At 56.5% G+C, this 15,576-nt stretch carries 15 protein-coding genes and 1 pseudogene; 3 read left to right on the top strand and 13 right to left on the bottom strand.

From position 1 onward, the window contains the following. Window positions 1–47 precede the first annotated feature (47 nt). The 12 genes and pseudogenes from GO007_RS03495 to GO007_RS03440 all read right to left on the bottom strand — a co-directional run bounded on the left by GO007_RS03495 (window position 48) and on the right by GO007_RS03440 (window position 11,184). On the bottom strand, window positions 48–1,520 hold the full coding sequence (locus GO007_RS03495; protein ID WP_095095551.1) for a sensor histidine kinase: 1,473 nt from the start codon (window positions 1,518–1,520) through the stop codon (window positions 48–50). Then, a complete protein-coding gene (locus GO007_RS03490) occupies window positions 1,517–2,233 on the bottom strand; it encodes a response regulator transcription factor (RefSeq protein ID WP_095095548.1) in 717 nt (238 codons plus the stop codon). Before GO007_RS03490 ends, GO007_RS03495 begins: the two co-directional genes overlap by 4 nt. Window positions 2,234–2,311: 78 nt before the next feature. Then, window positions 2,312–3,442 (bottom strand): 23S rRNA (uracil(747)-C(5))-methyltransferase RlmC, encoded by a 1,131-nt coding sequence (gene rlmC / locus GO007_RS03485; RefSeq protein WP_095095545.1) that lies wholly within the window; start codon window positions 3,440–3,442, stop codon window positions 2,312–2,314. Window positions 3,443–3,484: 42 nt separating this feature from the next. Then, window positions 3,485–3,974: pseudogene (locus tag GO007_RS03480) on the bottom strand (YbjO family protein). 60 nt (window positions 3,975–4,034) lie between these two features. Next, window positions 4,035–4,880: a putrescine ABC transporter permease PotI gene (gene potI, locus GO007_RS03475; protein WP_095095539.1), complete on the bottom strand. Its 846-nt coding sequence runs from the start codon at window positions 4,878–4,880 to the stop codon at window positions 4,035–4,037. Next, window positions 4,877–5,830, bottom strand: a complete 954-nt coding sequence (potH, locus tag GO007_RS03470) for a putrescine ABC transporter permease PotH (protein WP_095095536.1) — start codon at window positions 5,828–5,830, stop codon at window positions 4,877–4,879. Before potH ends, potI begins: the two co-directional genes overlap by 4 nt. A gap of 10 nt (window positions 5,831–5,840) precedes the next feature. Continuing rightward, complete coding sequence (gene potG / locus GO007_RS03465; RefSeq protein WP_095095533.1) at window positions 5,841–6,974, bottom strand: putrescine ABC transporter ATP-binding subunit PotG; 1,134 nt, start codon at window positions 6,972–6,974, stop codon at window positions 5,841–5,843. Window positions 6,975–7,137: 163 nt separating this feature from the next. Beyond that, window positions 7,138–8,250 carry a spermidine/putrescine ABC transporter substrate-binding protein PotF gene (potF, locus tag GO007_RS03460; RefSeq protein ID WP_095095530.1) on the bottom strand — a complete coding sequence of 371 codons (1,113 nt, stop codon included), beginning with the start codon at window positions 8,248–8,250 and terminating at the stop codon, window positions 7,138–7,140. Window positions 8,251–8,597: 347 nt separating this feature from the next. Continuing rightward, window positions 8,598–9,080, bottom strand: a complete 483-nt coding sequence (locus tag GO007_RS03455) for a type III secretion system chaperone family protein (RefSeq protein ID WP_095095526.1) — start codon at window positions 9,078–9,080, stop codon at window positions 8,598–8,600. Between the two features lie 88 nt (window positions 9,081–9,168). Then, window positions 9,169–10,071, bottom strand: a complete 903-nt coding sequence (gene rimK / locus GO007_RS03450) for a 30S ribosomal protein S6--L-glutamate ligase (RefSeq protein ID WP_095095523.1) — start codon at window positions 10,069–10,071, stop codon at window positions 9,169–9,171. Between the two features lie 116 nt (window positions 10,072–10,187). Next, window positions 10,188–10,910 carry a nitroreductase NfsA gene (gene nfsA / locus GO007_RS03445; RefSeq protein ID WP_095095520.1) on the bottom strand — a complete coding sequence of 241 codons (723 nt, stop codon included), beginning with the start codon at window positions 10,908–10,910 and terminating at the stop codon, window positions 10,188–10,190. Further along, window positions 10,894–11,184, bottom strand: coding sequence for a YbjC family protein (locus GO007_RS03440; RefSeq protein WP_095095517.1), 291 nt, complete (start codon window positions 11,182–11,184; stop codon window positions 10,894–10,896). The genes nfsA and GO007_RS03440 overlap by 17 nt, the downstream gene beginning before the upstream one ends. A gap of 205 nt (window positions 11,185–11,389) precedes the next feature. Between GO007_RS03440 and GO007_RS03435 the strand changes: the two genes are divergently transcribed. Further along, the gene (locus tag GO007_RS03435; protein ID WP_004859945.1) at window positions 11,390–11,653 is read left to right on the top strand and encodes a GrxA family glutaredoxin; all 264 of its coding nucleotides are present in this window, start codon (window positions 11,390–11,392) and stop codon (window positions 11,651–11,653) included. A 6-nt stretch (window positions 11,654–11,659) separates the two neighbouring features. On the opposite strand, the gene ybjM is transcribed toward GO007_RS03435, so the two are convergent. Next, window positions 11,660–12,043 carry an inner membrane protein YbjM gene (ybjM, locus tag GO007_RS03430; protein ID WP_095095515.1) on the bottom strand — a complete coding sequence of 128 codons (384 nt, stop codon included), beginning with the start codon at window positions 12,041–12,043 and terminating at the stop codon, window positions 11,660–11,662. Between the two features lie 269 nt (window positions 12,044–12,312). Here ybjM and GO007_RS03425 point away from each other — a divergent pair, with 269 nt between their 5' ends. Continuing rightward, entirely contained in the window at window positions 12,313–13,998 is a 1,686-nt protein-coding gene (locus GO007_RS03425) for an aspartate:alanine antiporter (RefSeq protein WP_095095512.1), read from the top strand. A 645-nt stretch (window positions 13,999–14,643) separates the two neighbouring features. Then, window positions 14,644–15,453 carry a hypothetical protein gene (locus GO007_RS03420; protein WP_080884425.1) on the top strand — a complete coding sequence of 270 codons (810 nt, stop codon included), beginning with the start codon at window positions 14,644–14,646 and terminating at the stop codon, window positions 15,451–15,453. Window positions 15,454–15,576 lie beyond the last annotated feature (123 nt).

Here is a 15,576-nt window from a genome sequence, read left to right as displayed (position 1 = left end):
CTTCCCGGCCCCGGGCGTGAGCGCCGAAACGGACCGCCGGGAAAACCTTACAGCGGCAGGGTAAAGCGGAAGCTGGCCCCTGCCGCGGCGTCCTGCAGGCGAATATCGCCGCCGTGCAGCTGCAGCATGCGGCGCACGATCATCAGCCCCAATCCCCCCGTCGATTCCCGGCGCTGGCCAGGCTCAAGCACCGAAGGACGTTCAAACAGGGTTGCCCGCAGCTCGCTGGCGACGCCAGGGCCGCTGTCCGCCACCTCGACGACAATCTGCGACGCCTGCTGGCGCGCCGTCAGGCGAATCAGCCCTCCTTCCGGCGTGTGGCGAATGGCGTTATCGAGTAAATTCGTCAGCACCCGCTCGATCATCGATAAATCGGCCACCACCGGCGGCAATCCCTCGGCCAGCGACAGCTGTAAACCAATACCGCGGGTAGCAATGGCTAAATCGAATTTCTGCGCGACGTCCTGAACCAGCTCAGCGAAGATGAACTTCTCCGGCTGCGGTTTGATGCCGCCATGTTCGAGCCGGGCCAGCTCAAACAGCTGCTGCGACAAATGGCGAACCTTATTGCCCTGGCGCAGCGCGATATTCAGATACTGCTGGCGATCCTCGGCATTAAGCCGGTCGGCCTTCAGCGTCAGCGTCTCCAGATAGCCAAGCAGCGAGGTCAGCGGAGTGCGCAGATCGTGGGAAATATTGGCGATAAACTCGCGCCGCTGGCGGTCGCTATCGGCCAGACGATCCCACTGATCGGCAATCTGCCGGGCCAGCTCAATAAAGCGATTATGCAGGATCGCCACCTCATTCCCGGGATGCGGGTCGGGCGTCTGCGCCGCCAGCGCTTTGATCGCCACCATGCTGTCCGGACCGGGTATCGCCACCTGGGCGGTGAGCTGACGCACCGGCCTCGTGACCCAGTACCACGCCAGCCCTCCCGCCAGCAGGCCAAACAGCGCCACCAGCAGCAGCGTCCACAGCAGCAGGCTCCACAGCGTCTGCTGCCAGGCGGTTGCCGCCAGTTCGTTAAAGGTTTCTCCCTGCAGAATGATATAGAGATAGCCGCGCAGCTGGCCCTCGAGGCGCAGCGGCGCAACGCTAAAGACTTTCTGCTGTTCGAGGCTGCGGGGATCGTCGCCGTAAACCGGCCACGTGCCGCCAGAGAGGAACGCCTGCACCGGCGCCAGATCGATGCGCTGGCGTTTGATATGGCCCGGCGGCGCGGCATCGGCTAACAGCTCGCCGTCAGGAGAAACCAGATAGAGCTCAACGCTGGGATTAAAAATCATCAGCCGGTCGAACAGCGGCTTCAGCGCCTGGCGATCGACCTGCCCCTGCGCATCCAGCAGCGGCTCGCGGGCGACAATCTGCTGCGCCAGCCCGGCAGAAAGACGCTGCACCATCGCGTTACCGTACTGCGCGCTGGTATAGAGCTGAACGAGGCACACCGCCGCCGCGCACAGCAGCAGCAGCGAGGTGAAGACCAGCGCCAGGCGCTGGCTCAGGCTGAGACGGCGCATCATTGCCCCACCTCTTTGCGCTCCACGGCAAACTTATAGCCCTTTCCCCACACGGTGAGGATAATTTCAGGCTCCGTCGGCTCGTGCTCGATTTTGCTGCGCAGGCGGTTGATATGGGTATTGACCGTATGTTCGTAGCCTTCGTGCTGGTAGCCCCAGACGCTGTCGAGCAGGGCCAGGCGCGAAAAAACCTCTCCCGGATGACGGGCGAAGTAGTACAGCAGATCGAACTCGCGCGGGGTCAGATCGACCAGTTCGCCGCGCAGTCTGACCTCGCGCGACAGCGGATCGATATTGAGGCCGTGGCAGGCGATGCGCCCGGCATCCATCAGCAGATTTAGCCCCATCGCCTCCTGGCGGCGGAACACCGCTTTGACGCGCGCAATGAGTTCCAGAACGGAGAAGGGTTTAGCCAGATAATCATCCGCCCCCATCTCCAGCCCCTGCACGCGCTGGATTTCGCTGGATCGGGCGCTGATGATGATCACCGGCAGATAGCGGGTCATCTGACGGATGCGCCGGCAGATCTCCAGGCCGTCAACGTTCGGCAGCATCAGGTCGAGGATCACCGCATCCCAGGGGCTTTTTTCCAGCAGCGCCAGGGCCTGCGCGCCGTCCGCTACGTGGACAATCTGATACCCCTCGTCCTGCAAATTCAGGCGCAGCAGGGCGGCAATATCATCGTCATCTTCAACTAACAGGATTTTCTTCGCCACCGGTGTCGCTCCGCTAATATCATGCTCTTATTAACGAAGCTTACCCGATTTTGGCCAGCAGAAGAGTTCACATTTTGTTTAAACTTCGCGTACCAGCAGCGTCAGCACTTCATAGTGCGCGGTGTGGGGGAACATGTCGAACAGCTGCACCCGCTCGGTTCGATAGCCCGCCAGCTGAGCGATATCTTTGGCCATCGTGCGGGCGTTGCAGCTGGAGTAGATAATATAGGGCGGAGCCATGCGGCTTAAGTAGTCGCACAGCTCGCTGCCAATCCCGCGGCGCGGCGGGTTCACCAGCACCAGCTGCGGAATTTCGCCCTCGCCGGTGGCAAAGCGGGTGGAGTCCAGCGCCTGGAAGTGGATGTTGCTGAGGCCCAGCCCGGCGGCGGACTGCCGCGCGCAGGCTATGGCCTCCGGCGCAATCTCGATGCCGGTCAGCCGCATCTGCGGAGTGGCGCAGTGCAGGCCAAAACCGCCAACGCCGCAGAACAGGTCCCACATGTGATCCACCGGCAGCTGGCGTACCCAGTCCCGGGCGGTGGCGTACAGCCGGCTGGCTACCTCAGGATTCGTTTGAAAGAAGCTTTGCGGGCGGATCCACAGCGGTACGCCGTTAAAGCTCTCCGCCAGCGCCTGCTGCGGGGTGAGGAAAATCTCCTGCTCCCCTTCCATAATCGCCATGTGCACCGGCTGAATATTGGCGGTAATCACCTTCAGCTGCGGCAGCTGCGCCTGCAGCCACGGCAGCGCGGCGCGCAGCTGGGCGAGCTTCGTCTCAGAGCGCAGCACAAAGCGCAGCATCATGCCGCCGTCGAGCCGGCTTTCGGTGAGCAGCAGATACTTCAGCTCCCCGCGTCGGCGGGCCACCTGATAAGGGGTGAGGCCGGCGCGGGCGATAAACGGCTTCAGCAGCGCGAAGACCGGCGCAAAGCTTGCCGGGTACAGCGGACAATCGGTCAGGTCTTCAGGGTTGCCATCGCGGTGCAGCATGCCGAGCAGCGGACGCTCAACGCTGCCGCTGACCACCATTTTGGCCTTATTGCGAAAGCCGGCTTCCGGACCGGAGACCGGTTCGCACCACGTCGTCACCGGGCGTTCTGCCAGCAGCGACCGCAGATCGGCCATTTTATCGGCGAGCTGTTGTTCCAGCGGCAGTTCCAGCCACTGACAGGAGCGACAGCGGCCCGCGTCATAGAGTGCGCAGTGCATAAAAAGACCTTCAAAAAATCAGGGGCGGGGATTGTATCACCGTTATTGCAGTCGGAAAAACCGTCGGCACGATGCCGGGACAAACAGCAGCATCAGCACCAGCAGGTCGGGCAGCTTCTGCATCACCAGCGAACGGAAAATTTCCCGCTTCGATTCACCGGCAATGCTAAACAGTTCCGGGTAGCCGTAGCCCAGCGAGGCGGCCCACAGATAGCCGCTGACGATAATTTGCGTCAGCAGATAGATCCAGCGCGCCCGGTTACGCCCTTTCACCAATGAAAACGCGCACCAGATTTCAACAAATACCAGCAGCAGGCTTGAGAAGAAGACCAGCGTCAGGGGCCACGTCTGCACGCTGCGATGGATAAACTCACCGACCCCCCGCACGCCAAGCTGATTGAGGATCATCAGCAGGTCGAGGGCGCGGATTAAAATAATGGCGAACGCCGCCACCTGCACCAGCGCAGGGACGTTCAGGCGAGCATGAGAGGAACGAGTTTTTGTAAACAATCCCAACGGTTAAGTCTTCCATGAAAACGGCGTCGCGCAATCGCGACGCCGGCACCAGGTCTTGCTATCGATTTTAGGGGCTTCAGCCGCGTCTTGCACGCTGGATATCGCGTACTCGCTGCTTTTCTGCGCGGGCCATCAAATACCAGGCGATAAAACCAACAATCCCGACCACGCCGAGGATAAGCGTCGCCAGGGCGTTGATTTCCGGATTGACGCCCATGCGCACGCTGGAGAAAACCAGCATCGGCAGCGTGGTGGCGCCAGGGCCGGAAACAAAGCTGGCAATCACCAGATCGTCCAGCGACAGGGTGAACGCCAGCAGCCAGCCGGAAATCACCGCCGGCATGATCATCGGCAGCGTGATGATGAAAAACACCTTCAGCGGCGCGGCGCCCAGATCCATCGCCGCCTCCTCGATGGAGTGATCCAGCTCGCGCAGCCGCGACGAAATCACCACCGCGACGTAGGCGGTACAGAAGGTCACGTGCGCCAGCCAGATGGTCAGCATACCGCGATCCGACGGCCAGCCAATCGCGTGTCCCAGCGCGACGAAAAGCAGCAGCAGCGACAGGCCGGTAATGACATCCGGCATCACCAGCGGCGCGGTGATCATAAACGCAAAGCCGTTCGATCCGCGAAAGCGGCCGAAGCGCACCAGCACCACCGCGGCGATAGTCCCGAGGATCGCCGCCGCCGTTGCCGCGCAGGTGGCGATAGTCAGGCTAAGACCCACGGCGCTCATCATCGCATCGTCGTGGAACAGCACGCTATACCAGCGCGTTGACCAGCCGGCCCACACGGTCACCAGCTTCGAGCTGTTGAACGAGTAGATCACCAGCATCAGCATCGGCGCATACAGGAAGGTAAACCCAATCACGAGGATCAAAATTCGCCACGGCGAACGTACTACCGGCAAATCACTCATCCGTGTTCCCCTATCTGTTTTTGCTGATGCTTGTGGAACCACATAATCGGTACGATCAGCAGCAGCAGCATCACAATGGCCACCGCCGAAGCCACCGGCCAGTCGCGGTTGTTAAAGAACTCCTGCCACAGCACGCGGCCGATCATGATGCTGTCCGGGCCGCCGAGCAGTTCCGGAATAACAAACTCGCCCACGGCCGGAATAAAGACCAGCATCGAACCGGCGATAATCCCGCCTTTGGTCAACGGCACGATCACCTGGAAGAACGTTTTCAACGGGCGGGCGCCCAGATCCAGCGACGCTTCCACCAGCGAGTAGTCGATCCGCGTCAGCGCGGTATAAATGGGCAGCACCATAAACGGCAGGTAGGCGTAAACAATGCCGATATAGACCGCCAGGTTGGTGTGCAGAATCTCCAGCGGCTGGTCGATGACCCCCAGCCACAGCAGAAAGTTATTCAGCACGCCGTTACTTTTCAGCAGCCCCATCCACGCATATACGCGGATTAAGAACGAGGTCCACGACGGCAGGATCACCAGCAGCAGCAGGATATTGCGCGTTGACGGCTTGCTGTGCGCCACCGCCCACGCCAGCGGATAGCCCAGCAGCAGGCAGCAGAACGTTGAGATCCCGGCCACCTGCAGCGACTGCAGATAGGCCTCAAAGTAGAGCGGATCGTCGGTTAGCTGCAGGAAGTTCGCCAGATTAAGGGTGACCGTCAGCTGACCGTCGGTCCACTCCAGCAGGTCGGTATAGGGCGGTATAGCCCGCGCCATCTCTGCGAGGCTGATTTTAAAGACGATCAGGAACGGCAGCAGAAACAGCAGCGTCATCCACAGATACGGCAGCGCAATCACCAGCTTGCGGCCGTGGGCCATTTGCAGGCGCGTCAGCCACGGCGTCACGCCGCCCGGCTTTTTCGCCCCTGCCGGTGGTTCTAATATACTCATCGCCCTCTCCTTACACCGTCAGAACGACGCAGCTGTCCGCGTCCCAGCATAAACGGACTTCATCACCCCAGGTTGGCGAGCCTTTGCGATGACGATGTTCATTCTGCAGCTGGGCGCTGAGCATCTGCCCGCTTTGCAGGCGCACGTGGTAGATAGACAGATCGCCGAGGTAGGCAATGTGGATCACCTCACCGACGGCAAAGTTATAGCCATCCGCCGGCGGCTCGTCACAGAGCATGATTTTCTCCGGACGCAGGGCGACCCAGACCGGCACGTTATCGACGATGGAAGCATCAGGGTCGACCTTGAGCGGATGCACCAGCCCCGGCGAGTTGAGCACCAGACCATCTTCCAGCCGCTCCTGCACCAGCCCTTCGAAGACGTTGACCGAGCCGATAAACTCCGCGCTGTAGCGGGTCGTCGGGTGCTCGTAGATCTCCTCCGGTTCGCCGATTTGCACGAACTTACCGCGATTCATGATCGCAATACGCCCGGCCATAGTCATCGCCTCTTCCTGATCGTGGGTCACCATCACGCAGGTCGCCCCCACGCGTTCGAGGATGTCCACCACCTCCAGCTGCATCCGGTCGCGCAGCTTTTTATCCAGCGCGCCCATCGGCTCGTCGAGCAGCAGCAGCTTCGGCCGTTTTGCCAGGCTACGGGCCAGAGCCACGCGCTGGCGCTGGCCGCCGGACAGCTGGTGCGGCTTGCGTTTCGCAAACTCCTGCATATGCACCAGCGCCAGCATCTCCTGCACCCGGCTGGTGATTTCGGCCTTCGGCAGCTTGTCCTGCTTCAGGCCAAAGGCGATGTTCTGCTCCACCGTCATATGGGGGAACAGCGCGTAGGACTGAAACATCATGTTGATCGGCCGCTGGTACGGCGGGACGCGCGACAGGTCGACGCCATCCAGCACAATCTGCCCGGCGGTAGGCTGCTCGAAGCCAGCCAGCATGCGCAGCAGCGTTGATTTCCCGCAGCCGGATGCGCCCAGCAGAGCGAAGATTTCGCCTTTATAAATAGTGAGATTTACGTCATCGACGGCGTGCTGCCCATCGAACGATTTGGTCAGGTTACGGATTTCCAGCAGCGGGGTCAGCGCCTTAGGGGTTTTCATTTGTGGGCGGGAAATTAGGTCATTCACTTAGCTGCTCTCCGGCAAAAAACTCACCACCGTATGGCCCGGTTGCCATACATCATTCTTTTCGTGCAGTCGCACCATCCTGGTGCGTTTTTTTAGCCGGGCATACTGCAATACTCCGGCTACTCGTCACCTGGTCAGGCCCGGCGAACCGGGCCATCAGGTTTTATTTCCCGCTTTTTACCTTGGTCCACGCGCGGGTGCGCACGCGGTCGATTTTCGGCTCCTGAACCTTCAGGGTGAACAGCTTGGCGAACACGTCGGCCGGCGGATAAATCGCCGGATTACTGCGGATGGCTTCGCTGACCAGCGGCGTTGAGGCCTTGTTGCCGTTGGCGTAGTACACCTGATCGCTAATCTTAGCGATGACTTCAGGGCGCATCAGATAGTTAAGGAACTGATAAGCCTCATCTTTATTCTTAGCATCTGCCGGCATCGCAAAGACATCGAAGAACGCCATCGCCCCCTCTTTCGGAATAAAGTAGGAGACGTTCACGCCATTTTTCGCCTCTTTTGCCCGGTTTGCGGCCTGCCATACGTCGCCCGCCCAGCCGATCGCGACGCAGATATCGCCGTTGGCCAGGTCGTTGATGTACTGCGAGGAGTGGAAGTAGCGGATGTTCGGCCGCAGCTTGAGCAGCAGGTCGGTCGCCGGACCGGTATAGTCATCGGCCTTCATGCTGTTCGGATCTTTGCCGAGGTAGTTGAGCACGGTTGCAAAAATCTCTTCCGGCGCATCGAGGAAGGAGACGCCGCAGCTTTTCAGTTTTTCGAGGTTTTCCGGCTTCAGCACCAGATCCCAGCTATCCAGCGGCGCGTCTTTACCCAGGATGGCTTTCACTTTATCGACGTTATAGCCAATACCGGTGGTAGCCCACAGATACGGCATCGCATATTTGTTATCCGGGTCGTGCTTCGCCACCAGCTTTAAGACTTCCGGATCGAGGTTTTTCCAGTTAGGCAGCTTGCTTTTATCCAGCGGCTGGAACACGCCCGCCGCCAGCTGGCGCTCAAGGAAGCTGGCTGACGGTACCACCAGGTCAAAACCGGTGCTGCCCGCCATCAGTTTGCCTTCCAGCACTTCGTTGGAATCAAAAACGTCGTACACCACTTTAATGCCGGTCTCTTTTTCAAAATCGGCCACCGTGTCCGGGGCAATATAGTCAGACCAGTTGTAAACGTGCAGGGTTTTCTGTTCAGCGGCGAGCGAACCGGCAGAGACGGCCATCAGCGCGCCAGTCACCAAACCTGTTAACCATTTTTTACCAAAGGCGGTCATATCTCTTATTCCTTCTCAATGCCCGTTAACAACGGACTTAATATACGCAATTATCCGCATGCAAAAATCATGCATATTTTTTCATTGTCTAAGAAAAGGAGAGAGGACCTCTCCCGGAATGGTTGCCCGCAACTGGAAGCAGCGTCAGAATAACTGTAGCCAGAATAAGAGGCTATAGCCCAGGTAAAATAACGCCTTTTATCAATTTTTTATGCAATATGGGTCTATGTGATAAGCCGAAAGCGGCAGAATGGCGGTGAAAAATTCTTTAACGGCGGGTTAAAAGCAGAATAAAAGCGTGTAATACGCAGCCGCTCTGGCAGTGGCTGCGCTATTCATCGACGGGGCTAGTGAAGAAAATGGTGCTGAACCTCCTGCACCGCGAGATCCTCTTCCTCATCGGCTTTATACAGCAGCTGATTGGCCGCGGCTTCGAGGATAATCATAGAGATCTGTTCTTCGCCCAGGCGGAAGAACCAGCCGAACTGATCGACGGTAATGCCGACGCCAACGGGCAGCGCCTGACAAACCACCAGCTTGGGCAGATTATCGTCCTGGATATCGAGGAAGGCTTTGGCGGTCAGCGAGCTGGCGTTAATCGCCGAGAGATCCGCCGCGAGCGGCAGCAGCGCCGACGGCTTCACCTCCGCCAGCGCGGAAAAGAGCACCACGTTATCCACCAGATCGAGCTTGGCGTCAAAAATGCCGTCGAAGTTCTGCATGTGCGGCAGGTGCAATGCCTGGCAGGAATCACACTCAAAAAAGCTGATGCCTAATTCGTCGAGCCAGTGACGTAACGTATCAAGACCCGGAACGACCAGTGAATCCATATGACCTGTAACCTCTTGCTGTGGAAAAACGACGTCATAGCTTACGCAAAAAACGCGGCGCATACCATGAAAGTGTCATCAATGCGCGCTATCCGCCCATTTTCAGACAGAATTCCGGCGTCGCCTGCCGCTCAATCCAGGCCACCATATGCCCGGCGATATCAACGCCGGTAGTCGTTTCGATGCCCTCAAGACCCGGCGAGGCGTTAACTTCCATCACCAGCGGCCCGCGGTCGGCGCGCAGGATATCGACCCCGGCAACGTCCAGACCGAGCGTTTTCGCCGCCTTAATGGCGATCGCTCTCTCCTGCTCGCTAATCGTCGCCACCGTTGCAACGCCGCCGCGGTGCAGGTTGGAGCGGAAATCGCCCTCTTTCGCCCGCCGCTCAATCGCCGCCACGACCTCATCCCCCACCACCAGACAGCGAATATCCCGCCCTTTCGCCTCGGCGATATACTCCTGCACCAGAATATGGGCGTTCAGCACGCGGAAGGCGTCAATCACGCTCTCCGCCGCCTGACGGGTCTCTGCCAGCACCACGCCGATTCCCTGCGTGCCTTCGACCAGCTTGACCACCAGCGGCGCGCCGCCGACCATAGCGATCAGGTCGCTGGTGTCATCCGGGGAGTGGGCAATACCGGTCAGCGGCAGGTCGATCCCCTGACGCGCCAGCAGCTGCAGCGAACGCAGCTTGTCGCGCGCGCGGGTAATGGCGACAGATTCATTCAGCGGATAGCTGCCCAGCAGCTCGAACTGACGCAGCGCGGCGGTGCCGTAATAGGTAATTGCCGAGCCGATGCGCGGGATCACGGCATCGAAATGCGGCAGCTGGCGGCCTTTATAGTGAATCGATGAGGCCACCGGGCTGACGTTCATATAGCAGGAGAGCGGATCGAGGATTTCGACCTGGTGGCCGCATTTATGCGCGGCTTCACTCAGGCGACGACATGAGTACAGCGTCCCGTCCCGGGATAATATGGCAATTTTCACCCTGCACCTCGGCAAAAAGACCCGTTCAGGCGGGCCGTTGATAGCTGACAAGTCGCAACATTAGCGCTGGCCTGGCGGAACACCCGGATGCCAGACCGGGTGCAGTTTACACGCAATCAGCGCGTTGCCCATCCCTGCTTATGCAGATAGTCGAGAATAAACGGCCGGCTTTCTTTGATGATGGTGCGGCGGATATGGTCGCTCCAGGTATCCCGGCGCGCGTTGCTGCCGCGCGACCGGTAGTACTGCGCCATCTGCTCGTCATACTGTGCCAGCACGTCGTCATCGACCGGCTGATAGCCGTTTTCATGGACCAGCATCGCCGCCGGTATGCGCGGCTTGACGTCAGGATTATCGGCCGGCCAGCCGAGGCACAGCCCAAACAGCGGCAGGACGTGCTGCGGCAGCTGCAGCAGCTCGGTCACCGCCTCAATGCTGTTGCGGATGCCGCCGATATAGACGCCGCCAAGGCCCAGCGACTCCGCGGCCACCAGCGCGTTCTGCGCCAGCATCGCGGTATCGACGGCGCCGAGCAGGAGCTGCTCCGCCAGGCCCAGCTGGGCATCCGGGCAAATTTGCAGCAGACGGTTAAAGTCGGCGCAGAATAGCCAAAACTCCGCCGCCTGCGCGACGTGCTGCTGGCCGCCGCTCATCGCCGCCAGCTGCTCGCGCAGGCGCGGGTCGGTAATACGAATAATCGAAGTACATTGTAAAAAGCTGGAGCTGGAAGCTCCCTGCGCGCTGGCAATAATCGCCGCGCGCTGTTCGTCGCTAATGGGTTCGTCGGTAAAGTGGCGAATGGAGCGGTGGCTACGCAGCAGCTCAATGGTCGGCGTCATCTCGTTTTTCTCTGTCTGACAATGAAGAAGGTGTTTTTTTGCTTTCGGTTAGCTGGGGCGCAACGATCTTCGCCATCCGCCACACCAGCGCTATCGCGGCCGGGATCATCAGCAGCACGCCGACAAAAATCATGATCAGCGCCGCGGTTGGGCTGGCAAAAGGCGCCGGCAGATGCAGGTACTGATTAAGCGAGAGCCAGGCCAGCGTCAGCAGCACGATGCCGACGATCTCTACCAGCAGAACGCTTTTGGGTAACGCAGCGGGCGATCGCATAACTCTCCTCCGGTCCGTGGGTTTCGCGCGGCGAAGCAAAAAATCGTTGCACAACAGGGTCAGTATAACGGTTCAAAAGCAAAGTCATTTATCAAACATAGCCTTAAACCATCAAAGCAAAAGGCAGAACCTTCTTTTACTCACCGGCAGAACGCGGCATCATAGGCCCCATTCGCCATCCGGCTGAGATTTAAGGAGAGAAATAATGTTTACCGTAATTTTTGGTCGTCCAGGTTGCCCATATTGCGTACGTGCCAAAGAGCTGGCAGAAAAACTGACCAACGAGCGCGACGATTTTAACTATCGCTACGTTGATATTCACGCTGAGGGCATCAGCAAAAGCGATCTGGAAAAGACCGTAGGTAAACCGGTTGAGACCGTGCCGCAGATTTTCGTCGATCAGAAGCATATCGGCGGCTGCACCGACTTTGAAGCCTGGGCCAAAGAGAACCTCGGCCTGTTTGCCTGAGCCGGTTCATTGCTCTGATGAGTTGCTGCGTCTGGTATCGAGCCAGACGCAGATAAACAAAGAGCACAGCGCGCCGAGCGCACACCAGAATACCGCGCTAAACAGCCACGCCAGCTCCTGCCAGAACGTCCGCTGAGTAACGAAAAAAATCCGCATTATCGCCAGGCAAACCGGCGCCGCCAGAATTGCGCCGACCAGCGGCTGTAGCACGCGCCGTCCCGGAGAGAGACAGCTCGCCAGCGCGCCGGGCAGCAAAAAAAGCAGCAGCCCGAGCTCAGGGTTACCGCCAGCCCGAAAGGCGCCTTTCATATGTAATAACAGCGATAAACAGACCACGATAAACAGAAAGAACCCGCAGGCGACACCCGCCCAAGCACGCTCAGCTTTCACAACATCCTCCTGATTCTGCCTCTAACCCACTTCCAATTAGCCCAGTCAGATAAAGCATTCTGGCAATCCATGCCAATAAAGGCTCCCGATGGCGTAAATACGATTGTGACTAGCCGCAGCATCCAGGAAGGATTAAACTGTCGACTATATTTTTGCCGGTTATAACGGGATGCCAGAATAGGGTTCGGGACAACGCGAACACTGAAGCAACCTTAGACCAAATAACCATTTCCTTCAACAACTTACTAGTAAATGAGAAGTTGGTTTTCGTGAATATAAACGTCGCAGATTTGTTAAACGGGAATTACATCCTGTTATTATTCGTTGTCCTTGCACTCGGTCTCTGTCTCGGGAAACTGCGTCTCGGGTCAGTACAACTTGGTAATTCCATTGGCGTTTTAGTAGTTTCCTTATTATTAGGCCAGCAGCATTTCAGTATTAACACTGATGCGCTGAATCTGGGCTTTATGTTGTTTATTTTTTGCGTCGGCGTCGAAGCCGGCCCCAACTTTTTTTCTATTTTTTTCCGCGACGGGAAAAACTATTTGATGCTCGCCCTGGTGATGGTTGGCAGCGCGATGCTGCTGGCCTTAGGGCTGGGTAAACTCTTCGGCTGGGATATCGGCCTGACCGCCGGGATGCTCGCCGGCGCAATGACCTCAACGCCGGTGCTGGTCGGCGCGGGCGATACGCTGCGCCACTTTGGTCTACCGGCCGACCAGCTGGCGCTTTCGCTCGACCATCTGAGCCTCGGCTATGCCCTGACCTATCTGGTTGGCCTGGTCAGCCTGATCGTCGGCGCGCGCTATATGCCCAAGCTGCAGCATCAGGATCTGCAAACCAGCGCCCAGCAGATTGCCCGTGAGCGCGGGCTGGATACCGACTCTAAGCGTAAGGTCTATCTGCCGGTGATCCGCGCCTACCGCGTTGGCCCCGAGCTGGTGGCCTGGGCGGACGGCAAAAATCTGCGCGAGCTGGGGATCTACCGCCAGACCGGCTGCTATATCGAACGTATTCGGCGTAACGGTATTCTGGCTAACCCGGACGGCGATGCGGTGCTGCAAAAAGGGGATGATATCGCGCTGGTAGGCTACCCGGATGCCCACGCCCGCCTTGACCCTAGCTTCCGTAACGGCAAGGAGGTCTTCGACCGCGACCTGCTGGATATGCGCATCGTCACCGAAGAGATTGTGGTCAAAAACCACAATGCGGTGGGCCGCCGTCTCGCCCAGCTGAAGCTGACCGATCACGGCTGTTTCTTAAACCGTGTGATCCGCAGCCAGATTGAAATGCCTATCGACGATAACGTGGTGCTCAACAAAGGCGACGTTCTGCAGGTCAGCGGCGACGCGCGCCGGGTAAAAACCGTGGCGGACCGCATCGGCTTTATCTCCATCCACAGCCAGGTCACCGACCTGCTCGCCTTCTGCGCCTTTTTCATCGTCGGCCTGATGATCGGCATGATCACCTTCCAGTTCAGCTCGTTCAGCTTCGGCATCGGCAACGCCGCAGGGCTGCTGTTTGCCGGGATCATGCTCGGCTTCCTGCGGGCCAACCACCCGACTTTCGGCTATATCCCGCAGGGGGCGCTGAATATGGTGAAAGAGTTCGGCCTGATGGTCTTTATGGCCGGGGTCGGCCTGAGCGCCGGCGCCGGGATTGGCCACGGCCTCGGCGCCGTCGGCGGACAGATGCTGGCGGCGGGCCTGATCGTCAGCCTGGTGCCGGTAGTGATCTGCTTCCTGTTCGGCGCCTACGTCCTGCGCATGAACCGCGCAATGCTGTTTGGCGCGATGATGGGGGCCAGAACCTGCGCGCCGGCGATGGAGATTATCAGCGACACCGCGCGCAGCAACATTCCGGCGCTGGGATATGCGGGGACCTATGCGATAGCCAACGTGCTGCTGACCCTCGCCGGGACGCTGATTGTAATCATCTGGCCGGGGCTTCAGTAAATTTTTGCGAAAAAAATGCGCATTGGCAGAACTTTTCTCACGGGCATCAGTCATAAGTAGTGCCACTGCTTTTCTTTGATGTCCCCATTTTGTGGAGCCCATCAACCCCGCCACTTAGGTTCAAGGTTGATGGGTTTTTTGTTGCCTTCTATTTTATCCCTTATAAATCAATCGATTGTCACATGATTAATATGTCATTGGCGACAAAGTGGCGACAGAGTCGCACCTATCCGTTCGGGGAATCAGCAATAGCATCGGGAAAAAATTTCAAGTAGGATTATTTAGACCTTGACATTCCTGAAGACCTTCAACATATACTTATTGATGAATTTGATTTGTATGTCATGTCTACTGATATCTGCTTAAACTGATGAGGTTGCAAATTCCATCGGAGTTTCATACTCTGATGATGCAGGAATTCCGGATACGACTTTCCTCCAGTGATTAATTAAAACTTGGGATTATGAGAAATTTTAATTTCTTTGTTCTTTGTTCTTTGTTCTTTGTTCTTTGTTCTTTGTTCTTTGTTCTTTGTTCTTTGTTCTTTGTTCTTTGTTCTTTGTAGAGGCTACAAAAAACCGGTAACCTTGGATGTTTAGTATCTAATTCGTATTCTCCACAAGTTATACTCAGAGGACATTGCTGATGAATAAATTAGTTCAAAATTGTACTAACCGAAACATTCCAGAACCAATGCAACGAGAAATTCGACGGCGCTGCGGGTTCGGATGTGTCATTTGCGGTTTACCACTATATGAATACGAGCACATGCTTGGCTGGGCAAATGTTAAAAGACATGTTGCTAGTGAAATCACTCTTCTCTGTAACTTTCATCACCGAGAGAGATCTGGAGGATTGCTCCCTATAGAAAATGTAATGGCCGCTGACAAAGCACCTTTTAATTTAAAAAGTGGAGTAACTAAGCCATATAATTTTCATTTTTCTGGCACTGAAGCATCTGTGGAAATTGGCAGCAACACATTTATAATTAACACACAAATTAAAAATAAAACATCTCAATTCATCCCTTTAATGATTGATGGCTATTCTCTTATCGAATTCAGATTTGAAGATGGACAAATGTTATTAAATTTAATAATATTTGATGAGTTCAATATACCCATATTACAAATTAAGGATAATATCCTCATGTACTCAGCATACTTGTGGGATATTGAATTTGTTGCCAAGAAAATCACAATCAGAACTAAATCTAGAGTTATTCTCATTGAAATTGAATTTTGTCCACCTGATAAAATAAAAATTCTTCGCGGTAAAATGTTATGTAATGGCGTAGAAGTAGCCATCAATAAAAATGATGTTTCAATAAACAAAGATCTCATAATACAGGGAAATACAGTTAGATGCTCTCCTGTTGGTATATTAATAGGCTTAAATGCAATCAATTCTCCCGGCACCATTTCTTACCCTTATGTTTCACGATACATAAGATAATAAATTAAATACAAAACATCCTGATAAAGCAACAGTTTAAATGACTTTATTACCATCTAGCACTTAAATATTTCGGTAGTAACCATCCGATTTATTGAGCAATATTTTAGAGTTTTAAATCCT

It is taken from the genome of Klebsiella sp. 10-1, assembly GCF_009758445.1.
In the GTDB taxonomy this organism is placed as follows: domain Bacteria; phylum Pseudomonadota; class Gammaproteobacteria; order Enterobacterales; family Enterobacteriaceae; genus Klebsiella; species Klebsiella scottii.
This window is presented reverse-complemented; position numbering and strand designations above follow the sequence as displayed.